This is a genomic window from uncultured Methanobrevibacter sp., assembly GCF_947166415.1.
In the GTDB taxonomy this organism is placed as follows: Archaea; Methanobacteriota; Methanobacteria; order Methanobacteriales; family Methanobacteriaceae; genus Methanocatella.
Genome location: NZ_CAMVEE010000002.1, coordinates 76,478 through 97,150, shown reverse-complemented (window position 1 = coordinate 97,150; position 20,673 = coordinate 76,478). Strand labels below are relative to the sequence as shown.

The following is a 20,673-nucleotide window of genomic DNA, read 5'->3' as shown; positions in this document are numbered from 1 at the left end:
AAATGTAAGGGGGCTTAAATATGAGAGATGTTGCGATTATCGGAGTTTCACAAACAAAATTTGGTGAATTATGGGATTCATCATTTAGAGATTTGATTGCTGAGGCAGGAGTAAAGGCTATTGTCGATGCTGAAATTGATGGTGACAGTATTGAAGCAATGTATGTTGGAAACATGTCTTCCGGATTGTTTGTACAACAGGAACACATTGCAGCTCTTATTTCTGACCATGTAGGGCTCAACCCAATTCCAACCACAAGAGTTGAAGCTGCTTGTGCATCTGGAGGACTTGCCCTAAGACAGGGAATTATGGCTGTTGCATCAGGTTATCATGATGTTGTAATTTCTGCAGGTGTGGAAAAGATGACTGATGTTGTGGATGCTACTCCAGCTATTGCTACCGCTTCCGACCAGGAATGGGAAGCACAGCAAGGAGCTACTTTCCCGTCATTATATGCTATGATTGCAAAAAGGCACATGTATGAATATGGAACTACTCGTGAACAATTGGCACAATTTTCAGTAGTTAACCATAAAAACGCATCCAAAAACCCAAATGCACAATTCCCATTTGAAATCAGTGTAGACAAGGTATTAAGCTCTACCATGGTGGCAGATCCATTGACTTTACTAGACTGTTCTCCCGTAACTGACGGAGCAGCAGCAGTTGTGATGGTTCCTGCTGAAGATGCAAGAAAATACACAGATACTCCTATTTATGTAAAAGCTTCTGCACAGGCTTCGGGAACTATGACATTACACGACAGAAAAGACATTACTACTATTGAATCTACCAAGGTTGCTTCCAGAAAAGCTTATGAAATGGCAGGAGTTACCGTTAAAGACATTGACGTAACTGAAGTTCACGATTGCTTCTCAATCAACGGGCTTTTAGCTGTAGAGGATTTAGGATTTGCCGAAAAAGGTAAAGGTGGAATAGCTATTGAAGAAGGTCAAACTGAAATCGACGGTGATTTCCCAATCAACTCTTCCGGTGGTCTTAAAGCACGTGGACACCCATTAGGAGCTACCGGTATTGCTCAAGCTGCTGAAATCGTATGGCAACTTAGAGGAGAAGCTGGTGGACGTCAAGTAGAAGGTGCAGAAATCGGTATGACCCACAACATAGGTGGTACCGGAGGTACTGCAGCTGTACACATTTTCGGAAGAGATTTATAAAATCTCTTTTACTTTTTCTTTTTTTCATGATAATAAATACAGGAACAAGAACTGACATTCCCGCTTTTTATTCAAAATGGTTCTTGAAGAGAATTGAAGAGGGTTTCGTACTCAGCAAAAATCCCTACAATAATCAAATTTATAAGTACAATTTCAATCCCAAAACAGTTGATGTTATATGTTTCTGCTCTAAAAATCCAAAGCCATTGGTAAGAAATCTGGATAAGCTTTCCGATTATAGGCAATTTTGGTTTGTGACAATAAACCCTTACGGCAAGGATGTTGAAGTCAATGTTCCGGACTACAGGAAAGTCATTAAAACATTCAGGGAGCTGTCTGAAGCTTTGGGAAGCAATTGCGTATCCTGGAGATATGATCCAATATTCATCACTGAAAAATATGGCATTGATTTTCATATTGAAAAGTTTGAAGAGATGGCATCTGAATTGCATGAATACACTTCCGACTGCACAATAAGCTTTATAGATTTGTACCAAAAGGTTTTGAGAAATTTTCCCGAAGCTAGGGAAGTAACAAGGGATGAACGATTAGCTATTGGTGAAGGCTTTTCAAAAATTGCGAAAGTATACGGCATACAGATGAAAACCTGTGTTGAAGGCACATTGCTTGACCGGTTCGGTTTCGATTCAACCGGATGCATGACCCAGCAGGTGTTGGAAATGGCTATTGGAAATAATTTAAAAGTCCCTAAAGGAAAATATAGGAACCGTGAATGCAACTGTTTAATGGGACGGGATATTGGATTATATAACACTTGCATGCACGGATGTAAGTATTGCTACGCCAATAGTACCTAAATTATCTACTACTTTTCTCTCACTACAGATAATAGTATTATTTTCTTCTGTAATTAAAGTTTTGCAATTTCGTTCAAAAAGCTAAAATTTAACGGATATTCAGACAATAAATAGGAATAGCTATTGCTATTCAGAAATAATCATGTTGTCTTGAACAAAATTTATTTGTAAGAACTGACTCCATAAGTCTGGCCAAAACACAAATAAAAAATGTGATAATCACCAAAAATAGTAAGTGATAAAATGATAATAAATGTTGGCGGAAGAACAGACATAGTGAACTACTACACTCCATGGCTACTGAACAGGCTTAGTGAAGGATATGCATATTCAAGAAATCCCTTTGCAAGAGAGAATGTGTATAAGTTAAGTTTAAGGCCTGAAGATGTGGATTGCTTGCTGTTTTGCTCCAAAAACTACCAACCTATACTGGAACATATAGGAGGTATTGATGAAAAATACAATATTCTGTGCAACTACACGATTACTGCATACGGCAAGGATATAGAACCTAAAGTTCCAACAATAAATCAATCTATTAAAACGTTGGAAAGACTATCTGATATTGTCGGTAGGAATAAGATTCTCTGGAGATATGACCCTATACTGCTTACTGAAAAATATACAGTTGAAAAACATCTGGAAACTTTTGAGTATATGGCTGAAGCTATTGCCTCTTTGGTTTACAGATGCATATTCAGCTTTGTGGACATGTACAAAAAAGTTGAAGAGAATATGCCTGAAATAATTCCACTCACTGATGATGATAAAGTGAGGCTATTGAAAGGGATTGGTGAGATATCCGAGAAGTATAATCTTTATACGCAAACCTGTGCAACAAATGAAAGCTATGAAAAATATGGTATACATGCTGCAGGTTGCACAACTCGTGAAATATTGGAACAGGCACATGGTGTGGTCTATAAAAATGTTAAAGCTAGTGGAATTAGAGAAAACTGTCATTGTATTCCTTCAAGAGATATTGGAGCATATAATTCCTGTTTAAGTGAGTGTAAATATTGCTACGCAAATCGAAAACCTGATATTCCTAAGAATGTTATTAAGTTGCATGATGAGAAATCACCATTATTGCTTGGACACCTAAAAGAAAGTGATAATCTAATTGATACTGAAGTAATAAGATATATTGAGCCAAAACAAACAACGTTATTTGATTTTTAAATTGATTTTATGTAAGATTGTTTTAATTCTATTCCACACTAATTATAACCTTATTAACTAAAACACTCATTTTCATCAATAAACATAAAATCCCCTATAATTAGTTAAATTTAACCCACTAACCCTGTTTTAGAATTTTCCAAATGGAAAATAATTTATATAATACCCAAAATACATATCACCATGAAAATGAAATTAATTCTCATTTTTGCCATACTGGTAATAACAATTTCCCCGGTCATGGCCGGGAACAACACGACTGTTGTGGACAATCCTACTCAGTACCTATCAGATGAGCCTATGACTGAAGCTCTTGAAAGCGGAGATTCCAATATCAGCTTCAGCGACGGGTACAAGGGATATTGTATTGAATGGGGTGAGCATTCAGCTGAAAAGGGCGATAAGTTCTATGTCCATGACGAGGATGTCGACAATAACATAAAAACATTCTTTGTATATTTCTATGAGGAGTCACAGCGTGACGTCATTGCCACCCAGCATATGATTTGGAAATTCACCGACAACAAGCAGTTCAGCAAGTTCAATCAGACATTATATGAAAAAATCATCGAGAAATCTGCAACTGTCAAGGTGCCCAATGATGGTGTTTTGAAAGTCAACGACACCACTGAAATGGTTTATAGTTTCAGAAACTTCATATCCAACATCAACGAGTATCAGAATTACTTCGCATACAAGATATATTTCAGAAACATAACTCTTCAAAACAACCTGACTCAAAACTCAACAGGAAATGGATCAGACAGCACTTCCCAAAACACTACAAACCAGACAAACATCAAAGAGAACCTTACACAAAATCACACAAACGCATCCTTTAAAAAGACTAGATTCGCCAAAGTGAATGGAAGTCATGAGACAGGCAATCCTCTTGTGTTGCTTTTATTGTCCCTGGCAGTGTTGGTTTTTAAAAGAAGAAACTGATAGGATATTGAAATCTCCATTTCAGGTAACTGCTGATTATATCAGTCGGTTGTGGGTTGATTTTACTAACTATCAAAAATATTCTTCAAATTATCTTTAACTAACAATTCCGTCATGGATGAGCCATACATTAAGCAAGATTGATTATGTAATACGATAGTGGAGTTTAGTCTCCATATTCTTTTTTAAGCAGAAATATACGTATTTCTGAAAAAACATTGTTACTAAAAAGGGATAAGTGTAAATAATAACTAAATAAAAACTTAATAAAAACTTATCTAAACCTTGTTACTAAAAAGGGATAAGTCTTAATAATCTCTTAATAAAAACTTATTCAAAAATCATCCAACGTATATTTTCATTCAAAATATTCTGCAAAACCAATGTTCATGAAAGAATTGTTACTAAAAAAGTATAACCCTAAATTAACTTGTGACTAAAAATATTGTTACTAAAAAAGAATAAACCTAAACTAACTTGTGTCTAAAAAAACTAAACTTGTGAGCAAATGGGAACCACCATAAAATGTTAAAAAATCATCCGCCGTGTCTTTATAACACAAAATCAAAACCAAGATTTTCCACATAATTTATCCATAGCCAAATACAATATAAATACATGAAAGCAATTATTCCCGCCGCAGGATTAGGAACCAGGTTCCTTCCCGCAACTAAAGCTCAACCAAAGGAAATGTTACCGGTCTATGACAAGCCAACCATCCAGTATGTTGTCGAAGAGGCAGTGGCTTCAGGAATCAATGACATCATCATAGTCACAGGAAGACACAAAAGATCCATTGAAGACCATTTCGACAAGTACTATGAACTTGAATACAACCTTCAAAAGGCAGGAAAAGACCATGACCTTAAGGAAATCAGAAAAATTACTGACTTGGCAGACATCTGTTATGTCAGACAAAAAGAGCAAAACGGATTGGGCGATGCAATCAAATGCGGCCAAAGACATATTTGAGGAGAACCTTTCGCTGTTCTTTTAGGTGATTCGATCACTAAAGGTCCCACCCCATGTACCAAACAGTTAATAGGTGTTTACAATAAGTACAATGCATCTGCAATCTCTCTTGAAGAGGTTCCACCAGAAAAAGTTGAAAGATATGGAATCATTAAAGGAATCGAAGCTGAAAAGGACATCTACAAAATCGAAGAACTGGTTGAAAAACCACCAATGGATAAGGCACCATCCAACCTTGCAATAATGGGCAGGTATGTGCTGACACCAGATATTTTTGACAAGATTGATGAGACAGAGCCTGGAGTTGGCGGTGAAATTCAGCTTACCGATGCCCTTCAAAAACTGGATTCAATTTATGGAGTCGCATTTGAAGGCAAAACCTATGACATTGGAAACAGACTCGAATGGCTTAAGACCTCAATCGAATTTGCATTGGATGATAATGAGTTTAAAGATGATCTGGTCAACTATATGAAAAGCTATATCTAGATGTGGAAAAGGCATGACAATGCTTGAAAGTAGAGTTGATTAAACAAATGGATGAGATAAATACTTCACTTAAATAATCCGAAATTTAAATCTAATAGAATCATTTAATTACCTTCAAGGAATTGTGTAAGGCAATGTATTCGAATTAAACAATTTAAATTTCCATATGACTTAAATTATACCTGCTTGAATCTTTAATCATTTTATAAATTGTTATTCCACGTTCTTTACAAATTTTTATAATTTCTTGTTTACAATCAGCCGAAATATTCAACCCCAAAAATACACAGACAGGTTTTGGAAATTTAATAAAGCATAAATCCTCACGTCTATCCATAACAGATGAAAATCCTAATTTTAATGCTTGCCTTAATTTCATTTTATCAATTAGTATCCGCCATTCCTTCTCATAACTCCAGTCATGTGACTTTTTCAAAAACGGCTCTTCCAAAACTTTCAATTTGTTTCGCTCAGCATTATCAATGTTATTGATTTCCTCTGTAAAATCAGAGCCCTGAACATATAAAATAGGATGACATGTTTCTTCAGAACCCAACTCAAAATCCGTAAGGTCATATCCAATACATACTCCTGTGTGATTGCCTGCATAATGTGCCCACATTGGAATAATATTATTCGATTCGGATAAGCAAACAAAAAGCATCTGTTTTTTCAGTTCATGATTATAATTTTTTACACTATACTGGGCAAACTCGTCAAAAGTCTCCACAAACTCTAATTTGAATTCCTCCATTGTTAAGCCCTCACCCCTGCCCGAATCATTATTATAAACAATATCCATGAATGAATTTAGAGGATTTTCGCTGTTGACAATTAAGTTTTTGTCTTCATCAGAGAAGTTCAAATTCGGATCCTCCCGCTGTCGAATGAGCAAATCATCCTTATATTGTTGAGATATCATTTCATAATCAAAAAGCATTTCCCCCTCAAATGGATCGTTGACATGGAAGGGGTCTGAAACTTTTATGAAATCATCTTCGAGAGAATTTATTGCATGTTCTGCTTTCATGTATTTAAAAAGAAGTTTAGGAAAATTATCCTCTTTTAAAATTGAAGCTTCAGCTTGTGATTTAATATCTCGGGTATCCTGAAAATATAATTTATGGTATTTCTTTTTCCACATTGGATTAATCACTTCTACAATATTAAATGTTATTTACTCATTTGATATGATAAAACAATAAATTTAATCTCTTCTAGATTCATCAATCATTATTTTTAATAATTTCCCAACAAATTTCCTTAAAAAATTATAATATTTCTCAAAGTCATCATCAATAAATCCATTATGAGTAATATTGCTACGTATAGCATATGCCCTTTTAAGTTTATCATCAATATCTTTAAATTCCTTAAAATCTTCTTGATGCCCATTTGCAAATTTTTGTAATGAACTATTAATAGACTTATCCTCCCAAAACTTTAAGTCATGGAAATATCTATCAAATTCCTTAAACTCTTCAGACCCATTTTTAAAATTCTTTCGAATTGATTTCATATCCTTTTTAATTTCACCAATAGCTTTTAAAGATTTATCTGAAACTGGATAAGTGGGCTTTAATATTTCCAATATAGTAATTAAATCTAAATATTGGCTTTTTTTGTTATATTGTGCGTGTTTTGAATATATATCCAATGCTAATTTTAAATCTTCAGTTAATTCATATTTACCGGTTAAAGTTTTCTCTAATTCTTTTTCAAAACGATCAGAAGTTTCTTTTATTTGTACCTCTTTTAATTCCATACTAATTCCTTTAGGATATATTTCATTCTCATCATACTCAATAGCACAGTATTCCCTTCCTAATGTATAATATTTTATAAAAAATTCAAAATTCTCTATAAAATCACATATTTCAGACTTATCATCAAAATTTGATACATTCAAATAATATTTGTTGTTATTTTTTGTTAATTTAAGGTTTAAATTGTTAATGTCAAATTCACATAATTCTATATCAACCACAATCGGAGGGTATGAAATTAAAGAAAAAGGTATTATTAATTCATAGTTTTCAATGTCTATTTTATTTTGAGTCAATGTATCACCACAATAATACTTTGCAAATGCTCTCTCTTATAGTTTAAATAGTATTTAAAATAATATACTATTAACCAAATTTTTAAGTGATATCATTGCCAGAAGAATATAAAAATAAATTAATTAATCTTATTATGCATGAGAGAAATTTTGAAGAAAAAGAAATGCAGAAAAAACTCATTGAGTTACTTCAAAATCATGAATCAAATGGTGAAAATACAATTAGAAATATTTCTGGACGTAGAATACATAAATTCCCAATCACTGTAAAATTCAAAAAAGATGAAAAAATAAACACAGACATAAATGAATTAGATACCGTTTTAGTGAGTGACGAAAATCATCCTGAAAAAATTTTAAAGGGCAAAGTTTATGAAAAAAGATCAAACTCTATTTTAGTTGTATTTGATAACGAAAAAATTTTAGAATGGGGAATACCTGATAAAGCAAGAATTGATTTATTTGTCAGGGATAGTGAATATATGAAAATGATTGAAAATTTAAATTTATATAAACAAAACCCCAATGTATTTATGGCTCTTCAATATGCATTAAATAATTTAAATCCTCCAAATAAAAAAAGAATAAAATACATTAATTTTTATGACAAACATCTCAATAAATCACAAAAAAGAGCCGTGATTAGAAGTTTAAAAAGTGAAGATTTCTTTTTAATCCATGGACCATTTGGAACTGGAAAAACTACAACCTTGGTTGAATTAATTCGCCAAGAAGCCAAAAATCATAAAGTATTAGTAACTGCTGATAGTAATGCAGCTGTTGATAATATTGTTGAAAGATTAATGCCAACAAAATTAAATATAACAAGAATCGGTAATGAGCATAAAATTAATTATAAGGTTAGAAAAGCAACTTTGAACTTTAAATTTAAAAATCATCCAAAATATAAAGAGATTTCAAAAAACCTCAAGAAAATAAAAAAATTAACTAATAAGCCAAATTATGACAAATTTCTAATTAATCAATTATATGCTAAAAATAATCTATTAAAACAAGAAATTGAATCAGAAATCATATCTGAAAGCGAAATAGTTCTAACCACTAACTCATCCTCTACATTAGATGTTCTTAATAATGTTTCCTTTGGTGTTGCAGTTATTGATGAAGCATCACAAACAACTATCCCTAAAGTATTATTGCCCATATCAAAAGCTGATAAATTTATTTTAGCAGGTGATCATAAGCAATTGCCACCCACAGTTAAAAGTAAATGTGTTGAATTAGAAGAGACTTTATTTAAAAAACTTATTAATAATTTTCCTAGTCAAAAACAATTCTTGAATATTCAACATAGGATGAATGAAACTTTGATGAAATTTCCAAACAAGAAATTCTATAACAATAGATTAAAATGTGACAAGAATTATAAAAATATAAAAATAGATGAAAGATTTGGGAAGTGCGACATAGAAAGTCCTTTAGTGTTTTTAGATACAAAATCATTGGAAAATAATAAAGAAAAACAATATGAGAACAGTACCTCGACATTTAATGCCTTGGAAGCTAAAATTGCATCTGAAATTGCAGACAAATATCTGAAATTAACCATTGATAAAGAGAATGTTGGAATTATATCCCTTTATAATGATCAAGTTGATTTGATTAAAAAAATGATTGATGTTGAAGTAAATACAGTAGATGGGTTTCAAGGAAAAGAAAAGGAAATAATAATTTTATCCCCTGTTAGGAGCAATGATGATAATGAAACGGGATTTATTAATGACCAGCGAATAAATGTTGCTTTAACTCGTGCAAAAAGAAAATTAATAGTTATTGGAAATACTGAAACATTGAAACATCACCCCACTTTCAATGAATTTATTAAACATTGCCAAAATGAAAATTGTATGATAAATCTTACTAATATGGAGAATATATATGAAAAGAATTAACGATAACTGTAGTATTTGCGGTAATGAAATTGATGAATATGCACACTATGTTAATGATGATAAACAATATTATTGCTGTGAAGAGTGTGTTAAAAAAGCAATTTACAAACAAAATTTTAAAGGCAACATTTGGGAAATTAGATTTTGTCCAGCATATGATTATTGTAAACAATTAAATAATCTTAGAAAAATGTGTAAGTTTAAAGAAAACATTACAAAAAAACAATACGGAATGTATGGTCTACTAGACATAAAATCTAAACCTAATTGGTGTTCACCAGCAGAAACTTCACAAATAATCAGCAACGCAAGATTATATAATTTTGTTAAAACATCTGAAGAATCATCATCTAGATTAAATAAAGAAAGTTTTAATCAAAATAAAACAACGAAAAACCTAACTTGGATAATGACTGGAGTGAGTATTGTGAATTTAATTTTAATATGTGTTCAAATTTATTTACAAATATTTGAGGGATAAAATTGATAATTCAAGAAGTTTATTGGAATGACGATAAAATTCTAACATTGTGTCATGAAAAAATGGAAAAACATATTGAAAATAGAATATTAGAAGAATTTATAAATATTTCAGGCAATAAAATTGTTTTTAAAGAATTTAATGATGAAAATAAAGATTTTTACTGATTTTAAATCAGATTTTGTAATTGAAGGTTTCCTTGATTGCAACCATGAGAAGAATCCCTATGGAAATTATAGTACATTTTATAAAGAATTTGTTAATCAAACAGATAATTCCATAGTGGAAAATAATAAATTAAATGTGTCTGATGATGAATTTGAAATATTATTTAATTTTGTTAAAGAATATTGTAATTATCCAATAACTGCTTCTGGGAGCGGAAACTTGATCATTTTTTCTCCAGTGAAAATATTTAGCGAAAGTCATAACTCTGAAACATTTCCTTATTTGACTCTAAAAGGAGAAGATGTTAAAGGAACTGCAATTGTTAAATTTAAATTGAATGATATAATTTTGGAATCTTATATTTTTGAAGATGTGACTAATGGTTATGAAATATACTCACAAGGTGATTGGAATAACTATGAAATTGAAATATTTTTTGAAAATCATTTAATTTATAAAGCTAAATATAATATTATTCGTTCAATCGGCATGAATATTAGAACTATAACTAACACGATGCAAAAAGAGTTACTGGGCACTAAAAAGAAAATTAATATTACAAAAGGAATTGAAGATTCATTTGTAATAAGCGATAATGCCTCCCTAGATTCTATTTCAGCATATTTAAATATTGAATCATCAAGTATTAAAAAGAATAAGAAATTAGAAAAAAATTTATGTAAATTTTTAAGAAAAAATGAACGTTTAAAAGCATTATCAATATTTGAAGAACTAATGAGTCTTTCAGGAGAAATTTGGATATATGACCCATATGCGATTAGCGATGATAATGGAGGCATTTCAGGTTTAATAAATATTGTTACACTTTTATGTAAGACTGATAATGTTAAAAATATTGTTTTTTGTGAAACAAATGGTATTACATTTAATAAGTTTAAAAGAGAATTAAGTGAAAATGCAAGGGATGCATTTAGGGGATTGAATTTAAAAAATTTAAATTTTATTAAAGCAAAAGAATCTTTTCATGACCGTTTTATATTTTCAAAAACAGCTAAATCAATTATTGGTTATCAAATGGGAACCTCTTTAAATTCTTATGGGAATAATTATTCAAATATAGTAAAATTAGATTCATTATGTTCTAAAGAAATTTTTAATATTTTGTACGATGATATTGTTTCAGATAACATATACAACTTGGAGGAATAAAATGGAACTTGAAGATTTAGAAAAAATCATTGATAAAATCATGATAGAGGGTTTAGAAATCAGTGAATCTTCTTTTTTAAATGAATTATATAAAATATCAGAAATTGAATTAGAAGAAGAAAAATTTGAAACAATAATTAAAGATTTTCGAAAAAAAGATAAAATGAAATATACTTTTGCCTTTTATATTGGATTTTTAAATAGAGATATTGAAAATATTAATGATTTACCCAATATCACTAAATTAAAATCATATTCAAATCTAAAAGGATATTTAATGCAATATTTCAAAGGCCACTTAAATATTAACTATAAATATTTTCCTGTTACTCCTTATCATAATTATTATTCATTTATTAAGGAATGGTGGCCCATTCCATTTTCTATACCTCAACCACTTATCTTATTATTAAATTGGATTTATAAATATGATAAAAAGTATTTTTTTAAATTGATGTTTAATGAAAAACATAATTATCTATTTATATCACTATTAAAAGACAAAATAATTAATAATTTGAAAATAAACAATGATATTGATTTTAACTTTGATGATGATTTAAAGATGTATGCATTATTTAATTATCTAATAGAACCATTTACAAATGAAAATAGCCGATTTAAATCTGATGTTGAAATGTGGCACCATAATTTTAATATTTTAAAAAGAATAGAACTCCCATTATTAATAAGAATTATTCTAGATTATATCAAATCTCCAAAAAGCAAGAAAATTCTAATTGATGTTGCAAATATTCTTAAAGACAATTATGATATTTTTTATAGCATTTTCAATGATTTAGAAATAAAAAATTTAAGAGAATTATCACAATTATTTAATGTGTTACATGAATTAGAAATTATTCCAAAAGATGAATTATTAAGAATCACTTTAAATAAATTGAAAAATAAATTTAGTAATAAATTCATTACAATAGACATGAATGATTGGAAAATCTTTTTAAGTTTATTAAATTCATCAGAAATTAATAAAGTGGAAAAATTAATAAATGACTCTAAAAATAATCTAAAATATATTTCAGAACTAGATAAGGAAGTTCGATATGAAAAATATTTAATTGACATTAAAAAAAGTGAAAAATTTGATGAACTGTTAGCTGAATGTAACCTACACTCATAACACATCCATCAAATTAAATTTATTATAAATTATTTGAAAATTTAAATATGCTTAAATTAGTGAAAAGAGATGATTTTTAATTTACTATTGTCCCCTGAAAAACTGGGTTTTTATAAAAGTTGCGAAGTAACTGAAATATTTTTAATAAATAAATCAGATAATACTATCTTAAACCTTTATACATTAATTTATTTTACTGAATCAGAGTATAATGGAAAATTAGCAAGATATTTAACGCACACCCCTGAAAACATAAATAAAAACTATTCATTAGGCATTCAAAAGTATTATTTAACAATTGAAGAAGTGAAAAATAGATTTGAATCTTTGAAGAATAATATTTGGATTAATTCAGATGACAATGAATTCAAACAAAAATCATTGGAATTAATTCCAAAACAATTCATTTCATTGAAAAAACAAAATCGATTAGAGGAAATTTTAATTAAAGAAGATGCAGTGCAATCTTCATATATTTTGGAATTTTTTAATTCTAAAAAAGAATTTTCATTCAATAAGAATTATAAAGAGTTTAATAAAATTTGTAATCATATTGAAGAAATATTAGATTTTAAATTTAAAATTGTGCCTGAAAGAATTGGAAATTTTATTTTTCAATTCCCCATAACCATATTAAATGTTAATCAGTTTGTAACTGAATTTGATCGGACAAAAATATCAATTAGCTGGAATGAAAAATTAAACGAAACACCAAATGGCATTGTGACAGTGACTTCAAAACAAGATAACATTATTATAGGAAGTTCAACTAAAAAATTAAAAACATTTGATGAAGAAGAATTTATATTCGATAATTTTTCATATGGAGGGATAGAAACTACAATTTATAATTTAGAAGATAATTTAATATTGTATCATGATGTTGGGGACTACATGCATGATTTAAGTATTAATGCAAAAGTCGTGTCACAAGATTATGTAAGGGAATTTTATGAAAACGGTAAACTTAAAAGAATTCCTTTAAATAAAATTTCTCCAATAATCAAACGAAGACCCCTAGATTACAATGATGAAATAAATCACTCTGTAAACCATATTAAAAAAATTGGATTATCAAATAAATTATCATTTAAACAATATAATGAAGAACAAAATGCCGTGAAGGATTTGCAAAAACTAATTTCCGAAAATGGTGCAAATGGAGTTTATTTATGGGATCCTTATCTAACTGCAGATGAAATTTTTAAGACATTATATTATTCGGAAACACTTAACGTTCCTCTTAGAGCAATTACTTCAAAAAAAGCTGGAAAGATTAATGAAATTAAAAAAGGATTTAAGATTAAAAAACAATATGGTTTAAACTTAAACCTAGAAGTGAGAATGCAACATGGAACTTACGGTTATCCATTCCACGATAGATTTTTAATATTTCCTTCAAATAATATTTATAAAGAACCAAAAGTTTATTCGCTTGGAACGTCAGTAAATTCTTTTGGAAAAAAACATCACATCTTACAGTTAATACCTTATCCAGAATTAATTATTGAAGCATTTGATGATTTGTGGAACCAATTAAACCATCATGAATGCATAATTTATAAAACGTTCTAACCAAGATAAATTATATAATTAATATTACTTAATGAAAATAAAATAAAATAAAATTTAAAAAAAAGTAGGTTCAAAAATATTTAGAGAGGCAATAATGGTTAATTTCGAAGATTTTATTGAAATAATTAAAATTAAATCATATGAAGAATTAATTGAAAAACTTCAAGGAAAATCCCCTAATTTTCGTGAAAATTATATTTTTAGAGGTTTAGGAAGTAGTAAATATGAATTAATTCCATCTGCTTTAAGAAAAGATGAAAACGGAAATTACATGATAAATAACTATATTGATTCAAAATTTTGCGTATATGAACTAACTTCAGCAGCAGATCATTTTAGAAGATGCAAAATTCCATATGAAACTTATAAAAAATTAAATGAAGAAGGTAAGACAATTCTTTTGAATAAAAATTCTAAAGAAATGAAAGATAATACTCCTGCACAATGTTGGGTCAAATCAGAAAATGAAATACAATATAAAAGAGAATTATATGTTCTCTTAAAATTTTTAAACTGGGCAGATAAAAGTGGTTTGAAAATTTCCACTACTCCAACCATTAGACGTTTAATCCATGAAACAATTGAATTTAAACCACCAAAAAATAAATGGCCTAATTTAGATTTTTTTGAAATAATTTCATTAGCTCAACATTATGGATTACCTACCCAAGCTATGGATTGGTCTTATGATTATAAATCTTCTTTATATTTTGCAACAAACAATATTTTACACAACAACACTGATGACTGTGTTTTATGGGCTTTTAATTATAAATTATTTGAAAATAGTTATATCCCCGGTCATCCGCACCCATATAAATTACAATTTTACAGACCCGAGTATAATTCAAACAAAAATTTGATGGGACAAAAAGGGTTATTTACCTTTATTATTAGTGAAAACTATAATTTTGATAGGCGACCTTTAGACCAGATTATAATAGAAGATGTAATAAATAATATTGATCCTAAAGCAAAAATTAAAAATTATGTTAAACTTTATGGATTAAATGATTTTATCATTCCTCATAATGAAAAAATATTTTATAAGTTTATTATCCCCGGAGATTTAAAACATTACATCTTAAATGAATTATATTTAGAGGGATATTCTGAAGAAAATCTATTTCCAGGTTATAGTGGCGTTGTTCAATCCATAAAAAATAGAGTAAGACTAGAAGAGTATGTAAATGAACTAAATAAACCTACAAAAAAGAATTTTATAATGTTATTTTATGAAAAAGAAATTAATAATATATTAAATAAGAAAAAACGCATGATTTTTAAAAAATTTTTTACTGAAGAGCATTTTGGAAACTGTTTTATTTATTCTAAAAATAATAGAGAAATTTTAGGTTATTTTAAAATTGATGAATTAATTAAAAATACTCCAATAAATATGTGGAACACATTTAAAAGAAATTCAATAATGAGTAAAGAAGACTTTTTTGAATATTTTGAAGATATATTTCAAGGTTATGCAATTCCAATTAAAGATTTGAATATATTTAAATACCCTATTAAACTTAATTTAAATTTAGAATCTGAAATACAAGAAATAACTCCTGAAGACCAATCTTTAAATTTTTTATTAAATTTCTAATTATATTATAATAAAACATGAAATAAGAAAAAGAATAAGAAAAGCATAAAATTACAATATAAAACTAAAAATTACATTGATGTTGATAAAATAAAATTTTAAAGCACAATATATAATAATAATTAATATACAATTTTAGGTGACAGAAATTATCTTACAGTTCATCAACCGTTAAAGTGACATCCGTTAAAAAATTCTAATCATAAAACTGCCTTCTTGTCCATATGTCTGAGAAAAACAGTAAAAAAACAAAAAAGAAACATAGTTCAATTAATAGAAAGATTGAAAACATAACTTAAAAAAGATTTCAATAAAGTAGTTTAATCTAGAATTAAAGAATAAAATATATCTAATTTTTTTAATAGGTATGTGTCAGAGGGACCAAATGAGATAGGTTCAGGGCCTATTGCTTAGTGCTTCGTGGATTCGAATCCAATTATCCAATACTTACTATATTTCAATGTCATTACCAAACACTGCGAGTTCTTAATTAAAATTAAATTGACTACATATTTCAGATAACAATTACACAACCGAATGTCATTAAATTATATACGATATATTACGTATCTTATTAACTAAAATATGTTCCCAAGTACATAATATTTGTAAGTCAGTAACTTTAAATTGTATTAGATCATATATAATTATATGTCATCAAATCGAAATTACAGCCAATTAACTATTAAAAAGTTATTTGGATTTGCTGGTGGGCGCTGTTCTATGTGCAGAACAAAAATAACATTGAATGCAACCAAAAAAGATGAAGCTGCCCAAATTGGTGAAATAGCGCATATTATTGGTTCAAGTGAAGATGGACCAAGAGGTGATGGCAACTATCCAAAAGATAAATTAGATGATTATGAAAATTTAATATTGCTGTGCCCCACATGTCATAAAAAAGTTGATAAACAATCTAATTCTTATCCTCCCTCCAAATTACATGAAATAAAAAGTAATCATGAAAAATGGGTAGATGAACAGTTAGAAGTATCAAATTTGGAAATTTCTTCTAAAGAATTAGATATAATAATTAGAAACATTTCTTCTGGAGATTATAATCCTTCATTTTCATTTGAAGAATTTGAGCATATTGATGTTTCAGATAAAATCAATAAAAATGATTTTAGCAGTCAAGTTAAACGATTATTGGATATTGGGCTTATGAAGACCTATGAAGTTAAATCTTTTGTAACAGAGATGGATAAAGTAGATAAAAAATTTATCAATACATTAAAATCATTTTTTAAAGATAAGTATTTAGAACTTAAAGAAAAACATGATGATAATGATGAGATTTTTCTTGAATTATGGGAGTATATACAAAATGATTCATATTCATTTAGTGAAAATGCTGCTGCATTATCTGTTTTATGTTATATGTTTGAATTGTGTGAGGTTTTTGAAAAATGATTTTGCCAAACAAATTCCTAGAAGAAAAAGATTCATTATTATATGTTGGAGCATTATTGCTGGATAAATTAGATGTTCCCTCTTCTGTTTCAGAATTATGGAATCAAGTAAATGATAATAAATCTGTGAACAATTATGAGAGGTTTATTATTACTCTCGACATGTTATATATTCTTAATTTAATCGAACTCAAAAATGATAAAATTAGGAGAATTAATAATGATTCATGAATTATATGCTAATAAGAATAGTTTTAAAAAGATACAGTTTAATAAAGGTATTAATATAATATTGGCAGAGGGTGATGATAATACTGAAAAGTCTCGAAATGGGCTTGGAAAAACTACATTAGTGCATATAATTCATTTTTGCTTAGGTGGAACTCCAAATAAAGACTATTTGCCTGAGGATACATTTAATGATTGGGAATTTACAATTAGCATAGATATATACAATGAGAAAATTTATGCTAAGAGGTCATTTGATGAAAAATCGATTATTATTGTTGAAGGAAACTTTAGTAAGTTTCCTTTAAAACCTACTTACTCTAAAGAAAAAGAAATTTATTTTTATACTCTGAATGAATGGAAAGAGGTTTTGGGAACTTCGTTATTAGGTTTGAAAAATGAAAAGGAATTTAGATTTAAACCTACATTTAGGAAAGTGATTAGTTATTTTATACGCAGAGATGAAGATATCAAGAAATCTCCTTTCAAAACAAGTTCTACATATAATAACATTGATGTAATTGATTGTACAAGTTTTTGTGTGGGTCTTGATTGGAAATTAATGTCTAAATATAAGGAATATGAAGATGAAGTGAAAAGATTAAATAAAAATTTTTCTAACTTAAAAAATCTTTATGGATCAAAAGGGCAGTTAGTTCCAGAAATGAATAGATTAAAGAATGATCTAACTAAAATTAAAAATGATTTGGATAATTACAGAGTTCATGAATCTTATAAGCAAATTGAAAAATCTGCAGATAGATTAAGTAAAGAAATTCAAGAATTATTTGAACGAACTATTTTTTTAAATAAAAAAATTGATATATATGAAGAATCTATTAAAGAAGAAAAAATTGATGATATTAATGTAGAAGAGATATATAATGAAGTAAATTTTTATTTTCCGAATAATGTTAAAAAAACAATAAGTGAATCTAAAGAATTTCATAAAAATATAATTTTCAATAGAACTAATTTTTTAAAAACAGAAATTCAATCAATAAAAAATGAATTAGTCCTAATTAATCAGGAAATTGAAAACAAATCTGATAAAAAAGCTGAATGTATGGATATTTTAAATAATTTTGGAGCTTTAAATGAATATAACAATATGCAAAAATATTATGCTGAACAAAAAAGTGAATATGAATCAATTGTATCTGTTATAAAGCAATTTGATGAAATTTCTGATAAAAAAAATAAATTAAAAATAAAATTATTGGATTTAGAATCTAGATTCCAAATCAATTATGATGAAAATAAAAATCATTTAAATTCTTTAATCAATACGTTTAGTGATAATTCTTCTTATTTATATGATGTTCCTGGAGATTTAATTATTGAATGTTCTGAGAAAGGATTTGAATATAGTGTAGATATTCCTAGGATAAATAGTACTGGAAAAACTAGAATGATTGTCTTATGTTATGATTTAATGTTATTAGAAAATTTTGTTGATTATAATTACATAGATTTCTTAATTCATGATAGCAATATTTTTGATGGTGTTGATTCTAGACAATATGCTAGTGCTTTAAATTTAATTTATGAAAAAACAACAAAATTTGATATGCAATATATATGTATGTTGAATTCTGATTCTATTCCGGACAATTTAAATTTCAATATTTCAGATCATGTTGTTTTAGAATTGAATGACAATTCAATTGAAGGAACATTATTGGGTTTTGAATTTTAATACATATTAGAATAGTTTCGATTTTTATTATTTTTTGACTAATCTTAAATAAATTAATCATATCAAGTAGATTAATAAGTTTATAACGTGTATTCAATCAAATAAACCATGTAATAAATTTTTAATATGTTTTACAAATACTCATGACTTTTAGCTACTGTTTTTGGCTATTAATAAATTTAACAGATAAATTTTCACTTTTTTACTATCACTCTAATTCAATAATCTTATTACTTATTTTATATAAATAATATAATAAATAATATAATAAAATATTATTTTAAAGTAGACATTATTGGAAATGATTATTATGGGACTTACGGATTATATCAAAACAAGATTATTGAATAATCGTGTAGAGCAGTACAACACTAAGCGTAGCTATTGGGGAGAAAATGAAAGGCAACCAAGGACTGATGGAATTAATACTGGTCTAGATTTACCTGATGCACTTCCGCCAGTAATTAATAAGACAATAGCTAATGCACGTTATGCTGTCAAGCTTGACGGTTACACTTCAGGAATTTTGAAAAACAGAATTGACAAGGCCAATGTTAATATGGTATTGGTGGACAAAGAAAACAAGCTTTCTCAAGAGCAAAAACTCACATTAATCCTTTGGGCAAGAAAAATTGACATCAGACAAGTGGCCAAGGAAATCCTGCAGGGAGGAATGGTTGATGGTGAAGGTCTAATCAAGCCTGTCGAGAGATGGGACAAGTCCATAGGAAAATACATCAAACCAATATTTCTGGAAATCGGTGCACATGGCTATGGATTGAAAAAGGAATTCAATGATGACAATGAGGTGCAGCTATACTTGCATGAAATGCCAAAGGATGTTGTCAACGGATCTCCGGAGGATTTCAACAACTTCATCAGTGTTGAAGAAGGAACATTAACAGTCAAATACGAACCGGAACAGGTAATCAACTTCATGTATAATGAAATATACTCTGAAGCCCAAAGCATTATCCTGAACTGTCTTGATGACATTTATCATAAATGTAATCTTGAAAGAAATCAGGTTGAAAGAATCAATAAGGACAATATCATTGAAGTCAAGCCGGCAATTGATGAAAACGGTCGGCCATATATAATGGAACTGTCTTCAACCGCAAAGGAAAATTTATATGCAGATTATGGGACAACTGCTAACAGCAATGTAGCTATTGTACCTCCAGGAATTGAATCCAAAATCTTGGGTGGTAACAACTACCAGTCAGACTATACAAGACAGACTGAAATCTTCAGAAACAATATCTTAAGAACTTTTGTAACTCCTCAGTCGCAGGCAGGTAATGAAAGGTCTAATCAGAATGTTGCAGAATACATTAACGATTCAGCCATTACAGGTTTTATCGTTAATGTGGCCAATGACCAGAAATGGGTGTTAAAGTATTGCAATCAGCTATTGAATATGCAGTTGGAACTGATGGGTATTGAAGAATCCTTAAACATTTATTTCAGCTATTCAAGAGATGATGTGTTAAGATACATTATGGAATTGTCTTCTGAAGGTGATGAAATCTATAAGAACTATCTCAGTAACTTTGAAGAGGAACAACCTGTTGGTGAGAGAATTTCATCTGAAAGCGGAAACGAAATATAATAAAAGTTTATATAAAATAAATAAT

At 28.6% G+C, this 20,673-nt stretch carries 17 protein-coding genes and 1 pseudogene; 16 read left to right on the top strand and 2 right to left on the bottom strand.

The genetic code is table 11. The annotated features are described in order from the left end of the window. Positions 1 to 20: 20 nt before the first annotated feature. The 5 genes and pseudogenes from Q0W25_RS00775 (at position 21) to galU (ending at position 5,584) form a co-directional block, all read left to right on the top strand. Positions 21 to 1,178, top strand: coding sequence for a thiolase domain-containing protein (locus Q0W25_RS00775; RefSeq protein WP_298517675.1), 1,158 nt, complete (start codon positions 21 to 23; stop codon positions 1,176 to 1,178). 26 nt (positions 1,179 to 1,204) lie between these two features. After that, positions 1,205 to 1,996 (top strand): DUF1848 domain-containing protein, encoded by a 792-nt coding sequence (locus tag Q0W25_RS00770; RefSeq protein WP_298517671.1) that lies wholly within the window; start codon positions 1,205 to 1,207, stop codon positions 1,994 to 1,996. Positions 1,997 to 2,239: 243 nt separating this feature from the next. Further along, a complete protein-coding gene (locus Q0W25_RS00765; protein ID WP_298517669.1) occupies positions 2,240 to 3,178 on the top strand; it encodes a DUF1848 domain-containing protein in 939 nt (312 codons plus the stop codon). Positions 3,179 to 3,361: 183 nt separating this feature from the next. Next, the gene (locus Q0W25_RS00760; protein WP_298517667.1) at positions 3,362 to 4,123 is read left to right on the top strand and encodes a Cys-Gln thioester bond-forming surface protein; all 762 of its coding nucleotides are present in this window, start codon (positions 3,362 to 3,364) and stop codon (positions 4,121 to 4,123) included. A 618-nt stretch (positions 4,124 to 4,741) separates the two neighbouring features. After that, positions 4,742 to 5,584, top strand: a pseudogene (gene galU, locus Q0W25_RS00755) (UTP--glucose-1-phosphate uridylyltransferase GalU). A 154-nt stretch (positions 5,585 to 5,738) separates the two neighbouring features. Here the strand turns inward: galU and Q0W25_RS00750 are convergent. Together Q0W25_RS00750 and Q0W25_RS00745 are read right to left on the bottom strand one after the other, a co-directional pair. Continuing rightward, positions 5,739 to 6,728, bottom strand: coding sequence for a DUF2971 domain-containing protein (locus Q0W25_RS00750; protein WP_298517664.1), 990 nt, complete (start codon positions 6,726 to 6,728; stop codon positions 5,739 to 5,741). Positions 6,729 to 6,791: 63 nt separating this feature from the next. After that, positions 6,792 to 7,646, bottom strand: coding sequence for a HEPN domain-containing protein (locus tag Q0W25_RS00745; RefSeq protein ID WP_298517660.1), 855 nt, complete (start codon positions 7,644 to 7,646; stop codon positions 6,792 to 6,794). A 95-nt stretch (positions 7,647 to 7,741) separates the two neighbouring features. Here Q0W25_RS00745 and Q0W25_RS00740 point away from each other — a divergent pair, with 95 nt between their 5' ends. From Q0W25_RS00740 to Q0W25_RS00690, 11 genes are all read left to right on the top strand, one after another. Then, entirely contained in the window at positions 7,742 to 9,559 is a 1,818-nt protein-coding gene (locus Q0W25_RS00740) for an AAA domain-containing protein (protein WP_298517659.1), read from the top strand. Further along, complete coding sequence (locus Q0W25_RS00735; RefSeq protein ID WP_298517656.1) at positions 9,546 to 10,040, top strand: hypothetical protein; 495 nt, start codon at positions 9,546 to 9,548, stop codon at positions 10,038 to 10,040. Before Q0W25_RS00740 ends, Q0W25_RS00735 begins: the two co-directional genes overlap by 14 nt. A gap of 2 nt (positions 10,041 to 10,042) precedes the next feature. Further along, positions 10,043 to 10,207, top strand: coding sequence for a hypothetical protein (locus Q0W25_RS00730; protein ID WP_298517652.1), 165 nt, complete (start codon positions 10,043 to 10,045; stop codon positions 10,205 to 10,207). Continuing rightward, the gene (locus Q0W25_RS00725; protein WP_298517649.1) at positions 10,185 to 11,378 is read left to right on the top strand and encodes a hypothetical protein; all 1,194 of its coding nucleotides are present in this window, start codon (positions 10,185 to 10,187) and stop codon (positions 11,376 to 11,378) included. Before Q0W25_RS00730 ends, Q0W25_RS00725 begins: the two co-directional genes overlap by 23 nt. A gap of 1 nt (position 11,379) precedes the next feature. After that, a complete protein-coding gene (locus tag Q0W25_RS00720) occupies positions 11,380 to 12,519 on the top strand; it encodes a hypothetical protein (RefSeq protein ID WP_298517646.1) in 1,140 nt (379 codons plus the stop codon). 69 nt (positions 12,520 to 12,588) lie between these two features. Continuing rightward, positions 12,589 to 14,094: a VPA1262 family N-terminal domain-containing protein gene (locus tag Q0W25_RS00715; protein WP_298517643.1), complete on the top strand. Its 1,506-nt coding sequence runs from the start codon at positions 12,589 to 12,591 to the stop codon at positions 14,092 to 14,094. A 94-nt stretch (positions 14,095 to 14,188) separates the two neighbouring features. Further along, positions 14,189 to 15,697 (top strand): FRG domain-containing protein, encoded by a 1,509-nt coding sequence (locus Q0W25_RS00710; protein WP_298517640.1) that lies wholly within the window; start codon positions 14,189 to 14,191, stop codon positions 15,695 to 15,697. 651 nt (positions 15,698 to 16,348) lie between these two features. Continuing rightward, positions 16,349 to 17,110, top strand: coding sequence for an ABC-three component system protein (locus Q0W25_RS00705; RefSeq protein ID WP_298517637.1), 762 nt, complete (start codon positions 16,349 to 16,351; stop codon positions 17,108 to 17,110). Next, complete coding sequence (locus Q0W25_RS00700; protein ID WP_298517634.1) at positions 17,107 to 17,340, top strand: ABC-three component system middle component 6; 234 nt, start codon at positions 17,107 to 17,109, stop codon at positions 17,338 to 17,340. Before Q0W25_RS00705 ends, Q0W25_RS00700 begins: the two co-directional genes overlap by 4 nt. After that, on the top strand, positions 17,330 to 19,036 hold the full coding sequence (locus Q0W25_RS00695) for a DUF2326 domain-containing protein (protein WP_298517631.1): 1,707 nt from the start codon (positions 17,330 to 17,332) through the stop codon (positions 19,034 to 19,036). The genes Q0W25_RS00700 and Q0W25_RS00695 overlap by 11 nt, the downstream gene beginning before the upstream one ends. A gap of 295 nt (positions 19,037 to 19,331) precedes the next feature. Then, positions 19,332 to 20,648, top strand: a complete 1,317-nt coding sequence (locus tag Q0W25_RS00690) for a hypothetical protein (RefSeq protein WP_298517628.1) — start codon at positions 19,332 to 19,334, stop codon at positions 20,646 to 20,648. Positions 20,649 to 20,673: the final 25 nt, after the last annotated feature.